Annotated in this window: 19 protein-coding genes and 4 tRNA genes; 10 read left to right on the forward strand and 13 right to left on the reverse strand. The window is 69.8% G+C overall.

Features of this window, described 5'->3' with window-relative positions; translation table 11 throughout:
• From Pka01_RS22455 to Pka01_RS22465, 3 genes are all read right to left on the reverse strand, one after another.
• Nucleotides 1-275: hypothetical protein (locus tag Pka01_RS22455; protein ID WP_203884821.1), on the reverse strand; the 275-nt coding region annotated here is incomplete at its 3' end.
• Nucleotides 276-763: 488 nt separating this feature from the next.
• Nucleotides 764-1,753, reverse strand: coding sequence for a hypothetical protein (locus tag Pka01_RS22460; RefSeq protein ID WP_203884822.1), 990 nt, complete (start codon nucleotides 1,751-1,753; stop codon nucleotides 764-766).
• Nucleotides 1,754-2,642: 889 nt separating this feature from the next.
• Nucleotides 2,643-2,717 (reverse strand) — tRNA-Val (locus tag Pka01_RS22465).
• 446 nt (nucleotides 2,718-3,163) lie between these two features.
• Here Pka01_RS22465 and Pka01_RS22470 point away from each other — a divergent pair.
• Nucleotides 3,164-3,580 (forward strand): SsgA family sporulation/cell division regulator, encoded by a 417-nt coding sequence (locus Pka01_RS22470; RefSeq protein ID WP_203884823.1) that lies wholly within the window; start codon nucleotides 3,164-3,166, stop codon nucleotides 3,578-3,580.
• Between the two features lie 37 nt (nucleotides 3,581-3,617).
• On the opposite strand, the gene Pka01_RS22475 is transcribed toward Pka01_RS22470, so the two are convergent.
• Nucleotides 3,618-4,238: a DUF305 domain-containing protein gene (locus tag Pka01_RS22475; protein WP_239115204.1), complete on the reverse strand. Its 621-nt coding sequence runs from the start codon at nucleotides 4,236-4,238 to the stop codon at nucleotides 3,618-3,620.
• A gap of 70 nt (nucleotides 4,239-4,308) precedes the next feature.
• Here Pka01_RS22475 and Pka01_RS22480 point away from each other — a divergent pair, with 70 nt between their 5' ends.
• Nucleotides 4,309-5,745 (forward strand): LVIVD repeat-containing protein, encoded by a 1,437-nt coding sequence (locus Pka01_RS22480; RefSeq protein WP_239115205.1) that lies wholly within the window; start codon nucleotides 4,309-4,311, stop codon nucleotides 5,743-5,745.
• A gap of 90 nt (nucleotides 5,746-5,835) precedes the next feature.
• On the opposite strand, the gene Pka01_RS22485 is transcribed toward Pka01_RS22480, so the two are convergent.
• Genes Pka01_RS22485 through Pka01_RS22495 form a run of 3 tightly spaced genes read right to left on the reverse strand, consistent with a single transcriptional unit; the run spans nucleotide 5,836 to nucleotide 8,648 of the window.
• Entirely contained in the window at nucleotides 5,836-6,666 is an 831-nt protein-coding gene (locus Pka01_RS22485) for an aminotransferase class IV (protein WP_203884825.1), read from the reverse strand.
• Between the two features lie 14 nt (nucleotides 6,667-6,680).
• Nucleotides 6,681-7,688 (reverse strand): chorismate-binding protein, encoded by a 1,008-nt coding sequence (locus tag Pka01_RS22490; RefSeq protein WP_203884826.1) that lies wholly within the window; start codon nucleotides 7,686-7,688, stop codon nucleotides 6,681-6,683.
• A 27-nt stretch (nucleotides 7,689-7,715) separates the two neighbouring features.
• The gene (locus Pka01_RS22495) at nucleotides 7,716-8,648 is read right to left on the reverse strand and encodes a LysR family transcriptional regulator (RefSeq protein WP_203884827.1); all 933 of its coding nucleotides are present in this window, start codon (nucleotides 8,646-8,648) and stop codon (nucleotides 7,716-7,718) included.
• An 83-nt stretch (nucleotides 8,649-8,731) separates the two neighbouring features.
• Here Pka01_RS22495 and Pka01_RS22500 point away from each other — a divergent pair, with 83 nt between their 5' ends.
• Together Pka01_RS22500 and Pka01_RS22505 are read left to right on the forward strand one after the other, a co-directional pair.
• Nucleotides 8,732-9,970 carry an NAD(P)-binding domain-containing protein gene (locus Pka01_RS22500; RefSeq protein ID WP_203884828.1) on the forward strand — a complete coding sequence of 413 codons (1,239 nt, stop codon included), beginning with the start codon at nucleotides 8,732-8,734 and terminating at the stop codon, nucleotides 9,968-9,970.
• Between the two features lie 115 nt (nucleotides 9,971-10,085).
• On the forward strand, nucleotides 10,086-10,313 hold the full coding sequence (locus Pka01_RS22505) for a hexameric tyrosine-coordinated heme protein (RefSeq protein ID WP_203884829.1): 228 nt from the start codon (nucleotides 10,086-10,088) through the stop codon (nucleotides 10,311-10,313).
• A gap of 24 nt (nucleotides 10,314-10,337) precedes the next feature.
• Here Pka01_RS22505 and hutH read toward each other — a convergent pair whose 3' ends face one another.
• Both hutH and Pka01_RS22515 read right to left on the reverse strand, forming a co-directional pair.
• The gene (gene hutH / locus Pka01_RS22510) at nucleotides 10,338-11,885 is read right to left on the reverse strand and encodes a histidine ammonia-lyase (protein WP_203884830.1); all 1,548 of its coding nucleotides are present in this window, start codon (nucleotides 11,883-11,885) and stop codon (nucleotides 10,338-10,340) included.
• Nucleotides 11,851-12,675: an ArsR/SmtB family transcription factor gene (locus Pka01_RS22515; RefSeq protein ID WP_203884831.1), complete on the reverse strand. Its 825-nt coding sequence runs from the start codon at nucleotides 12,673-12,675 to the stop codon at nucleotides 11,851-11,853. The genes hutH and Pka01_RS22515 overlap by 35 nt, the downstream gene beginning before the upstream one ends.
• A 132-nt stretch (nucleotides 12,676-12,807) precedes the next feature.
• Between Pka01_RS22515 and Pka01_RS22520 the strand changes: the two genes are divergently transcribed.
• The 6 genes from Pka01_RS22520 (at nucleotide 12,808) to Pka01_RS22545 (ending at nucleotide 16,114) form a co-directional block, all read left to right on the forward strand.
• Nucleotides 12,808-12,879, forward strand: a tRNA-Gly gene (locus Pka01_RS22520).
• A gap of 14 nt (nucleotides 12,880-12,893) precedes the next feature.
• Nucleotides 12,894-12,964 (forward strand) — tRNA-Cys (locus Pka01_RS22525).
• 10 nt (nucleotides 12,965-12,974) lie between these two features.
• A tRNA-Val gene (locus Pka01_RS22530) sits at nucleotides 12,975-13,049 on the forward strand.
• 191 nt (nucleotides 13,050-13,240) lie between these two features.
• The gene (locus Pka01_RS22535; protein WP_239115206.1) at nucleotides 13,241-14,977 is read left to right on the forward strand and encodes an MFS transporter; all 1,737 of its coding nucleotides are present in this window, start codon (nucleotides 13,241-13,243) and stop codon (nucleotides 14,975-14,977) included.
• 94 nt (nucleotides 14,978-15,071) lie between these two features.
• Nucleotides 15,072-15,815: a dienelactone hydrolase family protein gene (locus tag Pka01_RS22540; protein ID WP_203884832.1), complete on the forward strand. Its 744-nt coding sequence runs from the start codon at nucleotides 15,072-15,074 to the stop codon at nucleotides 15,813-15,815.
• An 11-nt stretch (nucleotides 15,816-15,826) separates the two neighbouring features.
• The gene (locus tag Pka01_RS22545; RefSeq protein ID WP_203884833.1) at nucleotides 15,827-16,114 is read left to right on the forward strand and encodes a DUF6295 family protein; all 288 of its coding nucleotides are present in this window, start codon (nucleotides 15,827-15,829) and stop codon (nucleotides 16,112-16,114) included.
• A gap of 110 nt (nucleotides 16,115-16,224) precedes the next feature.
• Here Pka01_RS22545 and Pka01_RS22550 read toward each other — a convergent pair whose 3' ends face one another.
• The 4 genes from Pka01_RS22550 to Pka01_RS22565 all read right to left on the reverse strand — a co-directional run bounded on the left by Pka01_RS22550 (nucleotide 16,225) and on the right by Pka01_RS22565 (nucleotide 19,725).
• Complete coding sequence (locus Pka01_RS22550) at nucleotides 16,225-16,458, reverse strand: hypothetical protein (RefSeq protein WP_203884834.1); 234 nt, start codon at nucleotides 16,456-16,458, stop codon at nucleotides 16,225-16,227.
• 185 nt (nucleotides 16,459-16,643) lie between these two features.
• Entirely contained in the window at nucleotides 16,644-17,894 is a 1,251-nt protein-coding gene (locus Pka01_RS22555; RefSeq protein ID WP_203884835.1) for an esterase/lipase family protein, read from the reverse strand.
• Between the two features lie 110 nt (nucleotides 17,895-18,004).
• Nucleotides 18,005-18,907 carry a TIGR03619 family F420-dependent LLM class oxidoreductase gene (locus tag Pka01_RS22560; protein ID WP_203884836.1) on the reverse strand — a complete coding sequence of 301 codons (903 nt, stop codon included), beginning with the start codon at nucleotides 18,905-18,907 and terminating at the stop codon, nucleotides 18,005-18,007.
• A gap of 14 nt (nucleotides 18,908-18,921) precedes the next feature.
• Nucleotides 18,922-19,725 carry an SAM-dependent methyltransferase gene (locus tag Pka01_RS22565; protein ID WP_203884837.1) on the reverse strand — a complete coding sequence of 268 codons (804 nt, stop codon included), beginning with the start codon at nucleotides 19,723-19,725 and terminating at the stop codon, nucleotides 18,922-18,924.
• Between the last annotated feature and the right edge of the window lie 55 nt (nucleotides 19,726-19,780).

The raw sequence follows: 19,780 nt of genomic DNA on the forward strand, positions 1-19,780 counted from the left end.
TTGTTGGTGAGGTTGGTCTGCCCGCTGCCGTCGGCGTTCATCACATAGATCTCGTCGTTGCCGTCCCGCACGCTGGTGAAGGCGATCTTGCCGTTGCCGCCGGGGACCACCGCTCCGGCCGGCACCACCGCCACGCCCATGGCCGTCATGGCAGCCGCAACCACGGCCATCACCGCCCGGCCGACGACCCGCTTCGCGATGCCCCTCCGCGGTTTCTGTGCACCCGCCACCTGCTCGATGGCGATCCCTGCCACAGCCATGGTCTGTGTATTCATCGCCTGCCCCCTTACGTGCCCCGCCACGGCTGTCCGCGTGTATGGACGTGCCAGAAATCCTGCGTAAGGGGGTGATCCACAGGACAGTTGTCGAATGTCACAGGAGTGACATATGGGGGGCCGGTGACCAGGGTAAATGCTGGCGCAATGGAGATCGGGGAAGCTGGCGACTCGAATTCCTGTACAAGCACCATGGCGGGACTGAGCCGACGTGTTCAGGACGGCCCCGTGTCAGCGGTCTCGCTGACCTTTTCGCTGACTCAGCACACCGGGTAGCCGAGACGCGGTCTATCGAGCACGTAGCGCCGAAGCCCACGTGGGGCACGACGAGGACGTCGCCGTCTGGGCCGGGGAGCACAGTGGCGACGTCAGTCAGCGCTGGGAGGGATCACCAAGCGGGGGCTCATCCTCTCCCCTGCCGACCAGGACGGGATCGCCACTGCCGTGTACCGCCTGGCGGAAGGCGGCCTGGGATGACGCGGACTGCGTCACATGATCAGCTCGAGGATGCGGGCGGTCTCGGCCGCTCCCGCCAGTTGCGTGATCGGGTATCGGTAGAGCAGCACGTCGGCCAAAACGCCGAACCGGCTGTCGTGGGGGAGCTCGACTGTCCACCGGTCCAGCGCCGACCACAGCTCCTGCCTGGACAGCTCCGGCCACCTGTCCTGGAACACCTCCCACAGCGGCCCCCTGACGTTGGGATCATGGAAGATCTGATGGACGCGGGCCAGCCACTCGAGCAGTTGGGACGAGGGGAGCTGAGGGAGGATGTCGGCCATGCCGGAGGTCCGTAGCAGCTCGGTCTCCCAGACGGCGTCCCCGATCAGCTCGTAGGCTCGCTCGTACTCCCCGTGCCAAGCCAGGGTGACGCCGATGGCCGTCTCGAAGGCCGTGCGGGTGCTCTCCGACTTGATACCGGGCTTGCCGCGCCTGAGCGCGAGAAGCGCGTCGAGCTCGGCGACGGTCAAGATCGGCGTCAGCGCGAGCACGTCGTGCGCCCAGTCATCCAGTCGCAGGTGCCCATCGTCGTAGAAGCGGTGCAGGCGCGGTACTCCCTCCAAGTAGCCGCCGTCGAATAGCAGCGGCCGGACCTCCTCGGCTACTTCGGGTGCGAGCACGCGCACGAACGACGGGGTCCAGTCGCCGATGCCGCGAACCAGCCAGGCGCAACCATCGGGGAAGCCGTCCCAGGGCACCTTAGTGGGCGTGCTGGCCTTAAGCGCGCGCAACCTGGCGACGATCTCGCCGGTCAGCTCGGGCGGTCCGGCGGCAAGCACGGTCAGCGCCTCCCACGGGTCGGCCTGCGCGTCGGCCAGGCGGAGCACCTCGGCGGGGCCGCGGGTGCGGAGCGCGGCGAACTCCTCGTCGGGCGCGGCCCAGTCGTACTCGCCCTCGACTACACCAACTACACGCCTAAGGCGCCGGCACAGACCCTCCGGGCCTACAACCTCAGCATCCTCCGCAAGATCCTCAACCATCCAGCCTGACCGGACGCTCGCGGCTCTCCTGCCCACCGCAATCAGCACCGCCCTTTACGTTGTAGATTCGCAATACTGAGCCTCTGACCCGGAAGCTCATTTGAACATGTGCGCTTCCAGCGCACCGCAGAGCGCGAATCGCCTGGTCGCGTCCGGCATTGAGGAGTAGCGGTCAGAACGGTCCGGCAGGCTCCGGCTCACGGTCAGACGACGGTCAGACAAGCAAAAAGCCTGACCATCTGTAAGATGATCAGGCTTCCGACCTGCCGAAACAGAGTCGGGACGACAGGATTTGAACCTGCGACCCCTTGACCCCCAGAGTGGGGCACTTGGTTCAAATGCTCACTACCGGCGAGAGTGCCGCAGCTTGAGCCATGCCGCGCCCTCGCGAACGCGGCGGTTCACGACAGCGACGCGTCCACAATCTCCCGCGGCAAGAAGGCTCACGGGCGGCGCGGTTGTCATGCTGCCCGCGACCCCTGAAGCGGGCAATGACTGGGTCCATTGGACGCCTATCCGTATGAGCAGCCACACGTCAGGACTCCAGAGGATAGTCGCAGATTGATCACATAAAGTGACGGCTCGATCACCATGCCCCACCTCGCCCTGTATGTGTGCAATCAGCGCGATGGGCCAAATGCGCTGTTCCCCTGCGCCACCACCCGTCGGGACAGTGGTCCGGCCACCCTGATAGCCGTACGTCTTGGGCGTGCTCGCGATTCCGATCGAACGCCGCGGGGGCCCGGCTCCCCCAACCACGTGCCAGAGAAGGCGACTCGCTGATGATCCGAGACGGCGAGTGACGGTCGATCCGGGGGTCAGATCGGGGTCAGACGATCAAAAAGCCGGACTCCCCTAGGAGGGGTCCGGCCTCTGAACTGCGGAAACGTGGTGGGCGATACTGGGATCGAACCAGTGACCTCTTCGGTGTGAACGAAGCGCTCTCCCGCTGAGCTAATCGCCCGGGATGGCCGGCTCCTCGCGGTGCCGACGGGGAAAACCATACCGCAACCTACGGGGTGGTGGCGAAAAGCAGGCCGAGCCGACCCGAGCGTCCGATGTTCACCAAAGGCGCCGAAAGGTTCCCTGGAGAGTCCACGGCGTGACGGTGTGGTGTCATAGCATCGTGCTCGACCGATACGCACTACGTAAGATCCTTTGCCCACAATGGCTCCGCCAGGAAGAGTTCAAGGACAGGTAAAGCCCGAGAAAAGATGCGCCCGATGGTGATGTTTGCGCAGGTAGGTGACCGAATGTCGACCTGTGATCTGCGTTACAGAAGGGCCCGGAGGCGGAATCTTTCTTACGGGTCTCCTCGTTCGCCTCGGTAGCGAGAACGCGAACGAAACCCGACAGAGCAGTGATAGCCCCTATATATGGGGACCCGACGACGAAAAGGTTTGGCTGACGATGCACAGCACCACCGTCTCTGCCGAGCTAGGCCTTCGGCTTGTGGTCCCCGACCGAGCTACCGTCCCTCTCCTCGCCGGACTGAGTTACACCGCCGAGGACCCCTACGCCATCCGGATGGCGTTCCACGTGGGCAACGACGAGCCCGTGGAGTGGATCTTCGCCCGTGAGCTGCTGACCGTCGGCATCGTCCGGCGCGTCGGCGACGGCGACGTTCAGGTCTGGCCGGCCCGCGCCGACGGCGAGCGAACACTCAACATCAGTCTCACGTCCCCCTTCGGCCAGGCCCTCTTCGAGGTTCCGCTGGCCCCGCTCACCGAATTCCTCCATCGCACCTACGAGCTCGTCCCCGCCGGTCGGGAGACCGACTTCATGGATCTCGACGAAGAGCTCATCAACATGCTCTGGAGCTCCTGACCAATCCGGCGATCCCCGCCGAACTTCGCACAGGCTCCTAGTCCGCTTGGATCTTCCGCATACGGGCGATCTCGATCTGCTGGCCGGACATCACGTCCTGTGCCATCTTCCGCATCGCCCGGTCCTGGCCCTTGCCCAGTTCCTCCCCTGCCATCGTGATCGCGCCCTCGTGGTGCCTGATCATCAGGCGGAGGAACATGTCGTCGAAGGCCGCGCCCCTCACCGTCCGCAGGCGGTTCATCTCCTGCAGCGTGGCCATGCCGTAGCCGCCCCCGTCATGATCATGTCCGTCCGGGGCCGCGCGGCCGAGCGACTCGAGCCAGGACGTCATGACGGCGATCTCCGGTCCCTGTCCTGATTCGATTCGCCGTGCGATGGCCCTGACGAGCGGCTCGGTGGTCCGGTCCGGCGCCAGCGCCGCCATCTCCAGCGCCTGCCGGTGGTGCGGGATCATCATCTCGGCGAAGCGGACGTCGGCGGCGGCCGCCCTGGCCTCCGACTCTCCGATCCGCTCCCCCGGCTCAGCCGTACGGCCGGGCTCTCCCGGGCCGCCGGGGACGACGACCGGCACCTGTGAGCCGGCGACCAGCGGGGTCTCCTGATCGGCCGGAGAGCAGCCGGCGAGCCCGACCCCCGATATCAGCGCAAGCGTTATCAAAGCTCCGCACGCCACCCGGCTCCCCAACATAGGTTCCATACTGAACCAATTCACATAAGTAGGGGCCACCGTGAAACGACCGATCGCCGCGGCCGTTCTGGCCGCCGTCCTCATACCCGCGGCCGCGTGCACGACGGCCGAATCCCCGTCGCCGACCCGGTCCGCGTCGTCGGCGAGCCCGACGGCCACGGGCACGCCCGCGGCCACGACGGCGTCCGAACTCGGTGAGGACGAGATCGGGCACAGCCCCAACATGAAGGTGATCGCCAACGTGCCCCTGCAGGCGCCCTTCAACGGCCCGGAGGCCTGGGGAACCGACCTGGCATTCCAGGGGAACTACGCCTTCGTCGGCAACTACGAGGGCTTCACCGTCCACGACATCGGCGATCCCACGCACCCCAAGGCGGTGGCCCAGGTCGAGTGCCCGGGCGGTCAGAACGACATCTCCGTCTCCGGCGATCTGCTGTTCCTGTCGATCGACGACCCGCGATCGGACGACACCTGTGCGAGTACGCCTGCCGACCCCTTCAGCGACCCGGAATGGGAGGGCATCCGGATCTTCGACATCTCGGACAAGACCCATCCCAGGTACGTCTCCGCCGTCCAGACCGAATGCGGGTCGCACACCCACACGATCGTCCCCGGGAAGGACTCGGGCACGCTGTACCTCTACGTGTCCTCCCCCGGGCCCATCCCGGGCTCGAAGGGCTGCCCGGCGCCGCACGAGAACATCTCCATCGTCGAGGTCCCGGTGGAGGAGCCCGCGAGGGCACGGGTCGTCGCCAAGCCCGAGATCCTCAAAGAGCGCGTGATCGACGAGAACGCGGACTTCCCGTCGGCGGGGTGCCACGACATCACGGCCTACCCGGAGAAGGGCCTGGCGGCCGGCGCGTGCTTCGGCGACGGCATCCTGATGGACGTCTCCGACCCGGTGAAGCCGCGCCTGCTTCAGTTGGTGAGCGACAGGGAGAACTTCTCCATCTGGCACTCGGCGACGTTCAACGAAGCGGGGACCAAGGTGGTCTTCGGTGACGAACTCGGCGGCGGGCTGGCCGCCACGTGCGGCGCGTCAGGAGAGCCGACCAAGGGGGCGGACGCGGTCTACGACATCACGCCCGGCCACGAGCTCGTACGGCGCGGCTACTTCAAGATCCCCCGGATCCAGACCCCGGAGGAGAACTGCGTAGCCCACAACGGGTCGCTCATCCCGGTCCCAGGCCGGGACGTGATGGTCCAGGCCTGGTACATGGGCGGCGTCTCGGTCGTCGACTTCACCGACTCGAACGCCCCGAAGGAGATCGCCTACTTCGAGCGCGGGCCGCTGAGGCCCGGCCTCCAGCTCGGCGGCTCCTGGTCGGCGTACTACTACAACGGCTACATCTACTCGAGCGACATCACCAAAGGCCTCGACGTCCTGCGCGTCGACGACCCCGTCACCGACCCCGCGAAGTCGGTCCGGATGACGGAGCTCAACGCGCAGAGCCAGCGTTCGTACGGCGGAGCCTGACCGAGCGGGACCCGGCCGAGCGGGACCCGGCCGAGCGGGACCCGGCCGAGCTCAACCCGCTTGAGCGGAGCCTGACCCGAGGGGCCTGCCTCACGGGTCGACGTCGGCTGCCGACCGCTCGGCGAACGCCTTCATGGCCGCCAGCGTGATCGGGCCGGGCGCCTGCGGCAGCGCGGTGCCGTTCACGAGGTGGATCGGCTGGACGTCCCGCGTGGTGGAGGTGAGGAACGCCTCCTCGGCCTCGTACAGCGCCGAGATCGGCACGTCGGCCTCCTCGCCGCCGTACCACTCCAGCGCGAGCGCGCGGGTGACCCCGGCCAGGCAGCCGGAGTCCAGCGTCGGCGTGATCAGCCGTCCGCCGGTCACGATGAAGATGTTGCTCCCGGTGCCCTCGCACAGGTTGCCGGCGAGGTTCTCGAAGATCGCCTCGGCGCCGCCGCGCTCCTTGGCGTACGCGAGCGCCTTGGCGTTGTCGCCGTAGGACGTGCTCTTGACGCCCGCGAGCGCGCCGCGCTCGTTGCGGGGCCACGGCACGACGGTGACGTTCGCGGTCGCGGGGAACGGCTTCTGCTCGCCGACGATGACGATCACGCTCGGCCCGTCCGAGCCCCGGTCGGAGCCCAGCGGACCGGGCCCGCTCGTGTAGGTGATCCTGATCCGCGCCAGCGGCCACTTCGGGGCGGCGGCGAGGCAGCGGCGGACGCCGTCGGCGATCGAGGCCAGGTCGGGCTCGGGGAGGTCCATGCGCTTGGCCGACAGCGCCAGCCGGTCGAGGTGGCGCGTGAGCGCGAAGGCCTCGCCCTCGACGCTCTTGATCGTCTCGAAAACGCCGTCGCCGACCATGAGCCCGTGGTCGAACACCGAGACCACGGCCTTGCCGGGGTCCACGAGGTCCCCGTTCACCCAGATGGGTACAGCCATCTCCAACTCCATCTCTATGCTTCCGGCCCGTTCCGTGACGCGAGTCCGATGAGCCGGGCGGCCTTGAGCTCGGTCTCGTTCCACTCCAGCCGAGGGTCGGAACCCCACGTGATGCCCGCCCCCGTGCCGAACCGGATCGTGTCGTGCTCGATCCAGAAGGTCCGGATGCCCACGGCCAGCACCCCTTCGCGCCGGTCGGCGTCGACCCAGCCCACCGCCCCACAGTATGGACCCCGGGGCTCGGGTTCGAGCTCGTTGATGATGCGCAGCGCCGAGGATTTCGGCGCTCCGGTCACCGAGCCGGGAGGGAAGGTCGCGGCGAACAGCTCGGGCCAGCCGATCCCGTCCGCCAGTCTCGCCCGCACCGTCGACACCAGGTGCACCAGCCCGGGGTGCTCCTCGATCTCGAAGAGTGAGGGCACCGACACCGAGCCTACCGTGGCCACCCGGCCGAGGTCGTTCCGCACGAGATCCACGATCATGAGGTTCTCGGGATAGTCCTTGTCCTGGAGGTCGTCCGCGGTCGCCCCGGTCCCCTTGATCGGCCGCGACTCGACCACGTCGCCGCGGCGCGACAGGAACAGTTCCGGCGAGGCGGACACGACCGCGAGTCCCGGGACGTCGATCACCGCGGCGTACGGTGCGGGGTTGCCCTCGGCCAGCCGTACGGCCAGGGCGAGCGGATCGGCGGGGCCGGGGAGCGGCGCCGAGAGCACCCGGCAGAGGTTCGCCTGGTAGACCTCGCCCTGCTCGATGTAGTCCCTGATCCTGCGGACGCCGTCCTCGTAGCCCGCCTGGTCGAGCGAGCTGTGCCAGGAGTCCCTGTCGGGCCCGCGCCAGGGCCGCGTCGCGGCCGGCAGCGGGGCGCGGCGCACGTCGTCGAACCGGGCGCACGTGACCTTGCCTTCGTAGGACACCACGACGGCCCACCAGCCGGAGCCGTCCAGCGCGGCCAGGTCGGTGGTCACGTCACGCAGTCCGGTGGCCAGATATCCGCCGATGTAAGCGAAGGCGTCGTACACGGATCCATTCTCCCAATCAGCGGGATATCAGGCGAAACGTCCAGCGGCCGTGGCCGGCGCGCGCGATCCGGCCGTCTGCGGGACACCCCGCCGGAGGAAGCCGAGGAGCGCCCTGGCCGACGCCAGCGCGGGGCGCGGCAGGGCCGCGTAGACGGTCCTGCGCGGCGCGAAGTCGCCGAGCGGCCGCAGCGCCAGATCGGCCCGTACGGCAGGCGCCGCCATCGCGGGCACCATCGTGATCCCGAGCCCGGCGGCGACGTAGCCGAGCTTGCCCGTCCATTCGGCGATGCGGACCTCGACCCTGGGGGTGAACCCAGCGCGGGCGCAAGCCTCTCCGAGCGTCGTGGTGCCGTCGGGCTGGGCTCCGGCGATCCAGCTCTCGTCCCGGAGGTCGCGCAGGTCGACCACGTCCGCCCCGGCGAACCGGTGACCGGCGGGCAGTGCGATGAGCAGTTCGTCCTCCAGCAGCGGCGTGATCTCGGTGTCGTCCCCGAGCGGCACGCCCGCGAAGTAGTCGCTGACCACGGCGAGGTCGATCATGCCGTCCGCGACGCCCTCCATGAGCTCACCGCTCAGGCCCTCGACCAGGCCGACGTCGACCCCGGGGAAGACCTCCCTGAAATCGCGGAGCGCGCCGGGCACCAGCGCGGCGTTGGCCGTCGCGAACGCGCCGACCCTCAGCCGGCCACCGGTGCCCCGCTGGATCGCGGCCAGCTCCTCCTCCGCCCGCGCGAGCCGGTTGAGCACGTCACAGGCGTGCCGGTGCAGCGCGCTGCCCGCTGGCGTGAGCCGTACGCCTCGGGGGAGCCGCTCGAAGAGCGGGCCGCCCGCCTCGGCCTCCAGCGTCGCCACACGCCTGGAGACGGCCGACTGGGTGTAGTTGAGCTCCGTCGCCGCCGCCGTGAAGGAGCCCGTGCGGGCCACGACGTCGAGCAGCCGGAGCATGTCCGTCTCGAACATCCGTCCATCCATGAGTGAGAGGCATACGCCGCATGCAATCTACTCGTTGGTGGAATGGCAGGATTCACCAATAGCGTCGTCGCATGATTGCCTTTCTTGGACTGGGGCGCATGGGCGCCCTCATGGCCGCGCGACTCGTGGACGCCGGCCACAAGGTCACCGTGTGGAACCGGACGCCGAAGGAGCTTCCCGGCGCACAGGTGGCCTCCTCCCCCGCCGCCGCCGTCGCGGACGCCGATCTGGTCGTGACGATGCTCAGCGACCCCGAGGCCGTGGACGAGGTCGCCATGGCCGCGCTGCCGGGACTGCGGCCCGGGTCGGTTTTCGTGGAGATGTCCACCATCGGGCCGGAGGCGGTGGCGCGGCTGCGCGACCTGCTGCCCGAGTCCGTGGGGATCGTCGACGCTCCCGTGCTCGGCAGCCTGAAGCCGGCCGCCGACGGCATTCTCGTCATCCTCGCTGGAGGCTCGCCGGAGGACCTGGCCCGCGCCCGTGACGTGCTCACGGTCTTCGGGACGATCAGGCATGCCGGTCCCCTCGGGGCGGGGGCGGCGCTGAAGCTCGCCGTGATGAGCGCGATCGTCTCCGCCCAGGTGTTGCTGGCGGAGAACCTCGCCTACGTGCGGGCGCTTGGCCTTGACCGTTCGGACTTCCTGGACACGCTTTCGGGCACCGCCCTCGCGGGGATGGTCGATCGCGTCCGTCCCGCGGTCGAGTCGGGCACGCCGCCCACCGGCTACGCGCTCGGCCTGGCGGCCAAGGACCTGCGACTGGCGAGCGAAGGGCCGGGAGCGGCGCAGACCGTCACGGCCGCGGCCAGGGACCGGCTGGCCGAGGCCGTCAGCGACGGGCTCGGCGGTCAGGACGTCACCGCGATCTTCGCCGCGCTGCTGGAGGGACCCGCTCCCGGCACCGCCGCGCCCGAAGCGGCGGCCCCGGCGGTGCTGAAGATCAACCCACCGGCCGTCCCCGCCACCAACGGGTACTACTCGCACGCCACCCGGACGGGCGACCTCCTGTTCGTGTCCGGGCAGGTGGCCCTCGACGAGAAGGGTCAGGTCGTGGGCGAGGGCGACATGGCCCGCCAGAGCGAGTTCGTCTACGCCAACCTGGGGCGCATCCTCGAGGACCAGGGCTCGTCGTTCGACCGGGTGCTCCATGTGCGGACGTTCGTGACCGACATGTCGCTGCTGGGCGAGCACCGGGACGTCCGGAGCCGCTACTTCACCGGCGAGCCCCCGGCCAGCACCACCGTCGAGGTCTCCCGCCTGTTCCAGCCGGGCCTGCTCATCGAGATCGAGGTGGTCGCCGCCGCGGGCTGACACTCCGCGTGCACGGGGGCGCGGGCGGCATCCACCGGCCGCGCCCCCGTCCACATCGATTACGATTACCATTCGTATTCACATGGTGACAATCCGCGATATATCCGGGGGCGTGATGGAACTCATCCCAGGCAACTCCCTGATCACCGCGAGCCCTGAGGACGGGCGGGCGCTGGCCGTCCTGATCGCCAGGAACACGATCCACGCGATCCAGCCGGACCTCGAGGTCCTCCGGAGGGACCGCGGCGAGAACGCCGCGGATCCCGACGGCCGCACCGTGGCCGCGCACATGATCTCGATCGAGTTCGCCACCATCGCCGCGGCCAACAACTACTGGCGCTGAGCCCAGCCTCAGCCGGGGGCAGCCTCAGGCGAGCGGGCCCGTGGCCGCCTCCGCCGCCGCGACCACCGCGCCACTGGCGACGAGTTCGACGGCGGCCTCGATCTCGGGGGCGAGGAACCGGTCGGGACCCGGTCCCGCGACCGACTCGCGCAGCAGCCCGACCACCGCGCCCGTGCCCCGGGCGGGCAGGTGCGGCGCGCGCAGGTCGAGCGCCCGGGCGGCCGTCAGTACCTCGATGGCCAGGACGCGGGTCAGCCCGTCGATCGCCCGCCGCAGCTTCCGGCCGGCCGACCAGCCCATGGAGACGTGGTCCTCCTGCATCGCGGAACTCGGGATCGAGTCCACGCTCGCCGGCGCGGCCAGCCGCTTGAGCTCGGAGACGATGGCCGCCTGGGTGTACTGGGCGATCATGTGGCCGGAGTCCACCCCGGGGTCGCCGGCCAGGAAGGCGGGAAGGCCGTGGCTGCGCGCCACGTCGAGCATCCGGTCGGTCCGCCGTTCGGAGATCGACGCGAGGTCGGCGACCGCGATCGCCAGGAAGTCCAGGACGTACGCCACGGGAGCGCCGTGGAAGTTGCCGTTGGACTCGACCCGGCCGTCGGCGAGGACGACCGGGTTGTCGATGGCGCTGGCCAGCTCGCGCGCCGCGACCGTGGCGGCGTGGGCGACCGTGTCCCTGGCCGCCCCCGCGACCTGGGGCGCACAGCGCAGGGAGTACGCGTCCTGGACACGGGTGCAGGACCCGTCACGATGCGACTCCATGATCCCCGAGCCCTCGAGGAGGCCGCGCATGTTGGCCGCGGCCGCCCCCTGGCCGGGATGCGGGCGCAGCGCCTGCAGGTCCGCGGCGAAGACCGCGTCGGTGCCGAGCAGCGCCTCGACGCTCATCGCGGCGCTGATGTCGGCGGTCTTGAGCAGCCTGACCAGATCGTCGATGGCCAGGATCAGCATGCCGAGCATGCCGTCCGTGCCGTTGACGAGGGCGAGCCCCTCCTTGGCGGCCAGTTCGACCGGCTCGATGCCGCTCTGCTTGAGCGCCTCCCCGGCCTGCCGCACCTGCCCGTCCGCCGTACGGACGACGCCTTCGCCCATGAGCGTCAGCGCGACGTGGGACAGCGGGGCCAGATCGCCCGAGCAGCCGAGACTGCCGTACTCGTGGACGACGGGGGTGATCCCCGCGTTGAGCAGGGACTCCAGGACGCGGGCGGTCTTCGGGCGCACGCCGGTGTGACCGGTGGCGAGCGTGTGCAGCCGCAGCAGCATCATCGCCCGGGTCACCTCGGTCTCGACCTCGGGACCGGATCCGGCGGCGTGCGAGCGGATGAGGCTGCGCTGGAGCTGCGCCCGCAGCGCCGGGTCGATGTGCCGCGTGGCCAGCGCTCCGAAGCCCGTGGAGACGCCGTAGGCCGGGGTGTCCGCCTCGGCGAGATCCTCGATCCGTCCACGGGAGGCGGCCATCTCCGCCAGCGCGTCGTCCGTCAGCCGCACGGACCCGCCGTGCCTGGCGACCTGGATGACGTCGTCGAAGGTCAGCGGCTCAGGCCCGACCGCCGTTGCCTCGCTGTCGTGCATCGTCCCACTCTCCCGGAGCCCCAGTGGCTCTTCGTGCGCTTGCAGGCCCGCCGGCGACCGAGGAGGTAACCAGCGTATTGCATGTTAGCTCCTTACATCCGAACGTCGCCTCCAGTCCGTCCCTTCCAAGGGCGGTCACCTCGATCGCCCGCCGGGTGGTCCCTCTCGCCAGCCACTCCAGAGCCACCATCCGCTCGAACAGAGCCGCGCCGAGCGCGCCGCCGAGGTGGGGCCGGCGTTCCAGCCAGTCGAGGCACGCGGGGGCGAACCTGCGGCGCCTGAGCCGTACGGCGTCGACGTCGACCCCGAACGCGGCGACGGCGTCCCTGCCGCGAGAGGTGACCTCGCAGGCGCCGTCGGCGGACTCCACCAGGTGCCCCTCGCGCAGCAGGGCGTCGTACAGCTCGACGCCCACCCTGCCCGCGAGGTGGTCGTAGCAGGTCCGCGCCTCCCGGAGCAGCCTGGCCTGCCGCGACTGCTTCAGCGAACGCACGGCCGGGCGCCCGCTGATGGTCGCGAGCACCTCGAGGACCTGGGCGACCTCGGGTCCTGAGAGCCGGTAGTAGCGATGCCTGCCCTGGCTGATCATGGTGATCAGCCCTCCGTCCCGTAGCCGGGCCAGGTGGGCGCTGGCGGTCTGCGGGGTCACCCCGGCCATCCGGGCGAGTTCGCCCGCGGCGAGCGCGCGGCCGTCCAGGAGCGCGGTGAGCATGGCGGCACGCGTGGCGTCGGCGATCAGCGCCGCCACCGGGGCGATCTCCGCGTCCTGGGCGATGTATTCGGCGGGCATGTTTCGACGCTAACCCACCTATTGTTCGGCGCCCGACGAAGCGTCCCCTCCTGGCGGCTCGCACTGATTTGGGGTGTGGGCGGTCATTCGATAAAGTTCGACGCGTGAGTTCGCCCCCCGGGCGGACGGCATGCGGAAGTGGCTCAGTGGTAGAGCATCACCTTGCCAAGGTGAGGGTCGCGGGTTCGAATCCCGTCTTCCGCTCGGTGTTTGCACCTGGTGGAGTGGCCGAGAGGCGAGGCAGCGGCCTGCAAAGCCGTCTACACGGGTTCAAATCCCGTCTCCACCTCTGGTCTGACGGGCGATTAGCTCAGCGGGAGAGCGCTTCCCTGACACGGAAGAGGTCACTGGTTCAATCCCAGTATCGCCCACCATCTTTTCCCGGCCTTGACGGCCTGTTCGAAGCCGCCGGATCTCCGGCGGCTTTTCGCTTTCCCGGGCCAGCTCAGGAATCACGGCGGCCGGCCCGGGCCCCGCCTCCACCCGCCCCCCGGTCCCGGCGACCCCGTGAGTAGTTAGTTAGGCAAAGCAACTACTATCGGGTCGAAGGAGGAGGTCGTGCGCAATGCGTGACGCGGAAGGCTCCATGGACGCCTCGAAGACCTCGACGGGTTCCGGCCCGGCCCGGCGGGCCGGGCGGCTCGATCGGGACCATCCCCGTTACAAGTGGGTGGCGCTGTCGAACACGACGGTGGGCATGCTGCTGGCCACCGTGAACTCGTCGATCGTCATCATCTCGCTACCGGCGATCTTCAGGGGCATCGGGCTCAATCCGCTGGAGCCCGGCAACGTGAGCTTCCTGCTGTGGATGATCATGGGCTTTCTGCTGGTGTCCGCCGTACTCGTCGTCCCGGCCGGCCGGCTGGGAGACATGTACGGCCGGGTGCGGATCTACAACGCCGGGTTCGCGGTGTTCACCGTCGCCTCGATCGCGTTGTCGCTCGACCCGCTGCACGGCGGATCGGGCGCGTTGTGGCTGATCGGCTGGCGGGTCGTGCAGGGCGTGGGCGGCGCCATGCTCTTCGCCAACTCCACGGCGATCCTCACCGACGCCTTCCCGGTGGAGCAGCGTGGCACGGCGCTGGGCGTCAACCAGGTCGCCGCCATCGCGGGCTCGTTCCTCGGCCTGATCATCGGCGGGCTCCTCGCGGAATGGGACTGGCGGGTCGTGTTCCTGGTCAGCGTCCCCATCGGCCTCGTCGGCACGATCTGGTCCTACGCCTCGCTCCACGAGCTGGGCGAGCGCCGCCCCGGCCGGCTCGACCTGCCCGGCAACATCACCTTCGCGGCGGGGCTCGGCGTGGTGCTCGCCGCCATCACCTACGGCATCCAGCCGTACGGCGGGCACTCGACGGGCTGGGAGAACCCGTGGGTACTCGGCGGGATCGCCGGCGGGGTCCTGCTGCTGGCCGTGTTCTGCGTGATCGAGAGGAGGGCCGCCGAGCCGATGTTCCAGCTCAGCCTGTTCCGGATCCCGCAGTTCTCCGCGGGCAGCCTGGCGGTGCTGCTGTCGGCGATCGGGCGCGGCGGCCTGCAGTTCATGCTGATCATCTGGTTGCAGGGGATCTGGCTGCCGCTGCACGGCTTCGCCTTCGAGGAGACCCCACTGTGGGCGGGCATCTACATGTTGCCGCTGACGGTGGGATTCCTCGCCGCCGGCCCGGTGTCGGGCTACCTGTCCGACAGATACGGCCAGCGGCTATTCGCCTCCGGCGGCCTGATCATCGTGGCCGCGGCCTTCCTCGGCCTCATGGCGCTGCCGGTCGACTTCCCCTACTGGGTCTTCGCGGCCCTGCTGGCGATCAGCGGGATCGGCTCGGGCGTGTTCTCCTCCCCCAACACCTCGCGGGTGATGAGCAGCGTCCCCGCCCACCAGCGGGGAGCCGCCGCCGGGATGCGCGGGACCTTCCAGAACTCCGGGCAGGCCCTGTCGATCGGCGTCTTCTTCTCCCTGCTCATCATCGGCCTGGCGGCCGGACTGCCGAACGCCCTCACCTCGGGCCTGGAGAGATCGGGCGTCCCCGCGGCCGTCGCGCAGTCGATCGGCCACCTGCCGCCCGTCGGCAGCCTGTTCGCCGCCTTCCTGGGCTACAACCCCATCCGGACGATCCTGCCGCCGGACGTGCTGAGCGCGCTGCCGCCGGACACGCAGGCCCGGCTGACCGGGAACGAGTTCTTCCCTAATCTGATCTCCGCACCCGTCCACCAGGGCCTCGTCGTGGTCTTCTCCGCCGCCGCGGTCATGATGGTCATCGGGGCGATCGCCTCGCTGCTGGACGGCAGGCGAAGGACGACGACCTGACCGGATCTTCCATTCCGCTGCGAGCCGTACGGGCTTGGCAGAACCCACCAGTACGCACGAGCGACACGAGTGCGCACGAGCAAGAGGAACAGCGATGAACGACGCGATCTGGGCCGGCACGATCAACATCGCCGGGCACGAGGACGCCGAGCTCGAGGCCTACCTGGCCCGACCGCTCGGTGAGGAGGCCCGCGGCGGCGTGGTGGTGATCCACCACATGCCCGGGTACGACGAGGCCTCCAAGGAGATCGTCAGAAAGTTCGCGGCCCACGGCTACGCCGCCGTCTGCCCGAACCTGTACTCACGTGAGGGCGCGGGCGTCAGCCCGGACGACCAGGCGGCGGCGGCGCGGGCGAAGGGCGGCGTCGCCGACGAGCAGCTCGTCGGCGACGTGGCCGGGGCGGCGGCCCACCTGAACGGGCTGGAGCACGCCAACGGCAAGATCGGTGTGATCGGCTTCTGCTCCGGCGGGCGGCAGACGTTCCTGGCCGCCTGCTCGCTCCAGATCGACGCGGCCGTGGACTGCTACGGGGCCTTCGTGGTCAACGAGCCGCCCGCCGAGTCCGGCATGAAGGCCACGTCGCTCCTGTCCAAGGCGCCCGGCCTGTCCTGCCCGCTGCTCGGGCTGTTCGGCGCCGACGACTCCTTCCCCGGGCCCGAGGAGGTCGGGGTGCTCGCCGCTGAGCTCGACAAGCTGGGCAAGGAGCACGAGTTCCACTCCTACCCCGACGCCGGGCACGGGTTCTTCGCCGTCGACAGGCCCTCGTACCGCCCCGCCGCCGCCGTGGACGGCTGGAAGAAGATCTTCGACTTCTACGGCCGCCACCTCGGCGCCTGACAGGAGCCACGATGTGCACCTATCTCACCCAGCGGATCGAGCTTGAGGGCGCCGCGAAGGGGGCGACCGGCTGGTTCACGCTCAGCGACGGCGCCGTCTACGTCGACCATCCGTTCCACGCCTGCCATGAGCACACGCTGAACATCGACTTCACCAACCCCGGCGAGGGCCCGTCGGCGCGGGTCGCGGTCGAGCTCACCGAGGAGGCCGCGCTGGCGCTGGTCGACGCCATCCAGAAGGCCCTGGCCTCGGCGCCGCCCGGGCTCGCGTCGGGCGCGCACGCCCGCGCCGCCTCCTGAGGGCGTTCTCCCTCCCGGCGGCCCGCGCCCCTCTCAGCCGAGCTGAGCGGCGCGGGCCGTCCGGGGCGGGCCGGCCACCGTGACAGTCCGGAGCGGCCGGCCGGAGTGCTTCAGCCGGCGCGGCCGGAGAGCTGGTCGAACAACTCCAGGGCGGCCTGGCGCACGTCATCGGGTGCGATGCCGTCCAGGGTGCTGCGGGCGTGATCGTTGTCGCGAGTGGTGGCGCAGGTGATCGCGACCGACGCGGCCGCCGCGTGACGGAGAGATCCGGCGGGCGCGCTGTCCGCCAGCTCCTGGGCGCTCGTGGCGAGATCGAGGTTGTCCCTGCTGAATGGGCTGGTCACCGAGGTCTCCTGGAGTGGTCGTGATTGCAGCCATTATCAGTCATCCCTGCCCGCATGCGACCACCGCCCACCGGTATTCGTGATCGGCCGCTCATGGAGCCGGCCCCGGATCCTCCGTACGGGATCCGGGGCCGGTGGACGTGGGGGCCGCGACGCCGGAGTTTCCCGCGCCTGGCCGGTCCTGATCAGCCGAGCCAGGCGGCGACCTGGTTCACGGCGCCGGACGCCCAGCCGAGCTTGAGGTGGTTGAGGCCGAGGACGGCGGTGGCCGCCCGGTTGCCGATCCCGTCGGGCGCGGAGCAACTGGCGACGAAGACGGCTCCGTCGGACGGGCCCGTGTGTTCGTTGTGCAGGAGCGCCATGTCCGGCGTGTTGCCGCAGAGCTGGTAGACCGGCACGCTCGCCGGGGTGCCGGCGTTGATCAGGGGCACGACCAGCGAGCCGCGGTCGATGGCGTACTGGATGCCGCGGCCCGCCGTGTAGAAGCCGGTGCCGCCGTAGTAGGTGGTGTACCAGTCCTGCTCGAGGGTGGACAGCGGATAGACGTCGTCCCAGCGGTAGAGCATGTCGTCGGAGCCCGGGTAGGCGTCGCCCTCGTAGCTCAGGTCGGTGTGGGTGCGCCAGAGGCCGTAGCAGACCATCTTCGTGTGCGGTGCGGGCGCGTTGAGCGTGCCTCCACATTCAGGAAATATCGCGAAATCGTGGGTCCAGCCGTGGCGGTAGCCCCAGTCGAAGCCCTTGTTGGGTCCTCCGAGCAGGATGAGTTTCCTGACGTCCCCCCTGTACGCGGTGCCCCAGGACTTGCGCAATGACGAGACGTACATGCGGGCGTTGAACGCGCCCTTGGACCAGCCGACCACGTCGACCTGGGCGGCGCCCGTCTTGGCCCTGATCAGGGAGACGGCGTCGGCGATCTGCTCCGACCAGTAGTACCCGTCGCCGGTGGTGTGCGGGAACCCGATCGCGAAGACCTTGTATCCCTTGCCGCTCAGGCTCTGCATGAGGCCGGTCGAGGGGCAAGTCGCCTGGCCGCAGCCGTACGCGCCGGCGGCGTTGGGGTTCGCCCACGCCTGGTCGGCCGTCTGGTTGGCGCCGTGGACGAGCAGGACGGGGACGGGCTTGGAGCCCGTCTGCCATCCCGGCGCGGAGTAGAGCAGGAAACGCGAGGAGTGCGGGCGGGCCACGTCGCCGAACAGGCGCCTCGTCTGGCCGGTCTGGTCACCCCTGCCGTCCGACGGGTACGCCTCGGCCGTGAAGGCGCTGGAGTTGTCCTTGTACCGCTCGACCTGGGCCCAGCCGTTCTGCAGTCCGGACGTATAGGTCGCCTCCAGCGTCACCGACCCGGTGGCCGAGGCGGGCGCGGCGGGGGCCGCGAGGACGATGGCGGCCACCATCCCGAGAGCGGCCGGCAGCCTGCCCCACGGACGTCGTCTCATCACATCTCCCTTGACGGTCGACCCCCGTGACAGACACACGTTCGCCCGACGGAGACGGCCGATCAATGTGGGCGGCCCACATGTCGGGGACCGCGCCGGTGGGGAGACGTTCAGAGCGCGGCGCGGAAGGCCTCGGCGAGTTCCAGGAGATGGTGGTCGTCCCGGGCGGTGAGCTGGAGGTCCACGAAGATCTCGTGAACTCCGGCGTCCGCCGCGGCGGCGAGGTACCCGGCGATCTGCGCCACCGTTCCCGCTCGCGGCACCCGCGACTCGGGCGCGGGCTCGTCGGTGATGAGAGGGTTGCTGCGCAGGACCATGCGCAACATGTCGGGATCGCGGCCCGCCTCCTCCGCACTCCGCTGGACGGCCTTCCACATGGAGGTGAGGACGGGGATCGGCAGCGCGGCGGGCAGCCAGCCGTCCGCCCTGCGCCCGACGCGCTCAAGGGCGGCCGGCGCGAACCCCGACAGGTAGAGCGGCGGCCTGGCGGCCGGCTTGGGGAAGATGTGGCTGGGGGCGACCGCCCAGCGCTCGTCCTCGTAGGAGACGGGGTCGGTGGTCCACACGGCGTCCAGCAGGTCGAGGACGGCGTCGAACCGGGATCCCCGCGATCTCCAGGGCACCCCGACGGCGGCGTACTCGTCGGAGGACCAGCCCAGCCCCAGGCCCACGCACAGGCGTCCGCCGCTCAACTGGTCGACGGTGGCGAGCGAGCGGGCGAGCAGCACCGGCGGGTACCAGCACGCGTTGAGCACGCTGGTGCCGAGCCGGACCCGCGTGGTGGTCGCCGCGGCGACCGTCAACACCGCGACCGGGTCGAGGAAGACGCGGTGGGCCTCCGGGATGGTCCCGTCCCCGCCGGGATAGGGGTCCTTCGGCTTGAGCGGAGTCATCAGCCGGTCACCGACCCAGAGGCTGGAGAACCCGAGCGATTCGGCCTCGCGCGCCACGAGCCTGACGCTGTCCAGCGACGCGAACCGCCCGTACTGCGCGAGCGCAAGACCGATCTCCACGCTGGACCTCGCTGTCAGATCTTGCGGCCCACGCCGCAGAGGATGAGTGACGTCTCCGGCGGGTCGAACTGGACCGCTAGGTCCGGCCGCCATTCGGGCAGCCAGACCAGTCCGGGTTCCACCAGGTCGAACCCTTCGAACAGGTCCCCGATCTCGTCGCGGCCGCGCAGCACCAGCGGCGAGGTGGCGCCCTCGTACACCTGCGTGCCGGCCTTCACGGCCTCGGCGCGGGCGTCGCGCGTGCCGTGCGACAGGACGATGAAGCTTCCCGGCGCGAGCGCGTCCCTGAGGGTGGCCAGGATGCGCGCCGGTTCGTCCTCGTCGGGGATGAAGTGCATGATCGCGACGAGGAGCAGGCCGACGGGCCTGCCGAAGTCGATCGCCTTGACCACGTCGTCGTGGTTCAGGATCTCCTCGGGGCGCCGCAGGTCGCCCTCGACGACGGTGGTCGTCCCGCCCGTGCCCGCCAGCAGGGCCCGCGCGTGTCCGAGCACCACCGGGTCCTTGTCCACGTAGACGACCCGGGCGTCGTCGATGACCTCGGCGGCCACCTCGTGGACGTTGCCCTGGGTGGGCAGGCCGGTCCCGATGTCCAGGAACTGGGTGATGCCCGACTCGGCCAGGAACCGGACGGCCCGGCCGAGGAAGGCCCGGTTCTCCCGGGCGGCGAGCCGCAGCTCCGGGGCCACGGTGAGGATGCGCTCGGCGGCCTCACGGTCGGCGGCGAAGTTGTCCTTGCCGCCCAGGTAGTAGTCGTACAACCGCGCGATGTTGGGCGTGGTCGGATCGAAGCCCCAGGATCGCCGATCTTGCTCCAAGGAGCACTCCCCCGTGCGTGTTCATGATCTCGACAGTGATCAGCATATCCAGCTT

The sequence above is a fragment of the Planotetraspora kaengkrachanensis genome, from assembly GCF_016862895.1.
Taxonomy (GTDB): Bacteria; Actinomycetota; Actinomycetes; order Streptosporangiales; family Streptosporangiaceae; genus Planotetraspora; species Planotetraspora kaengkrachanensis.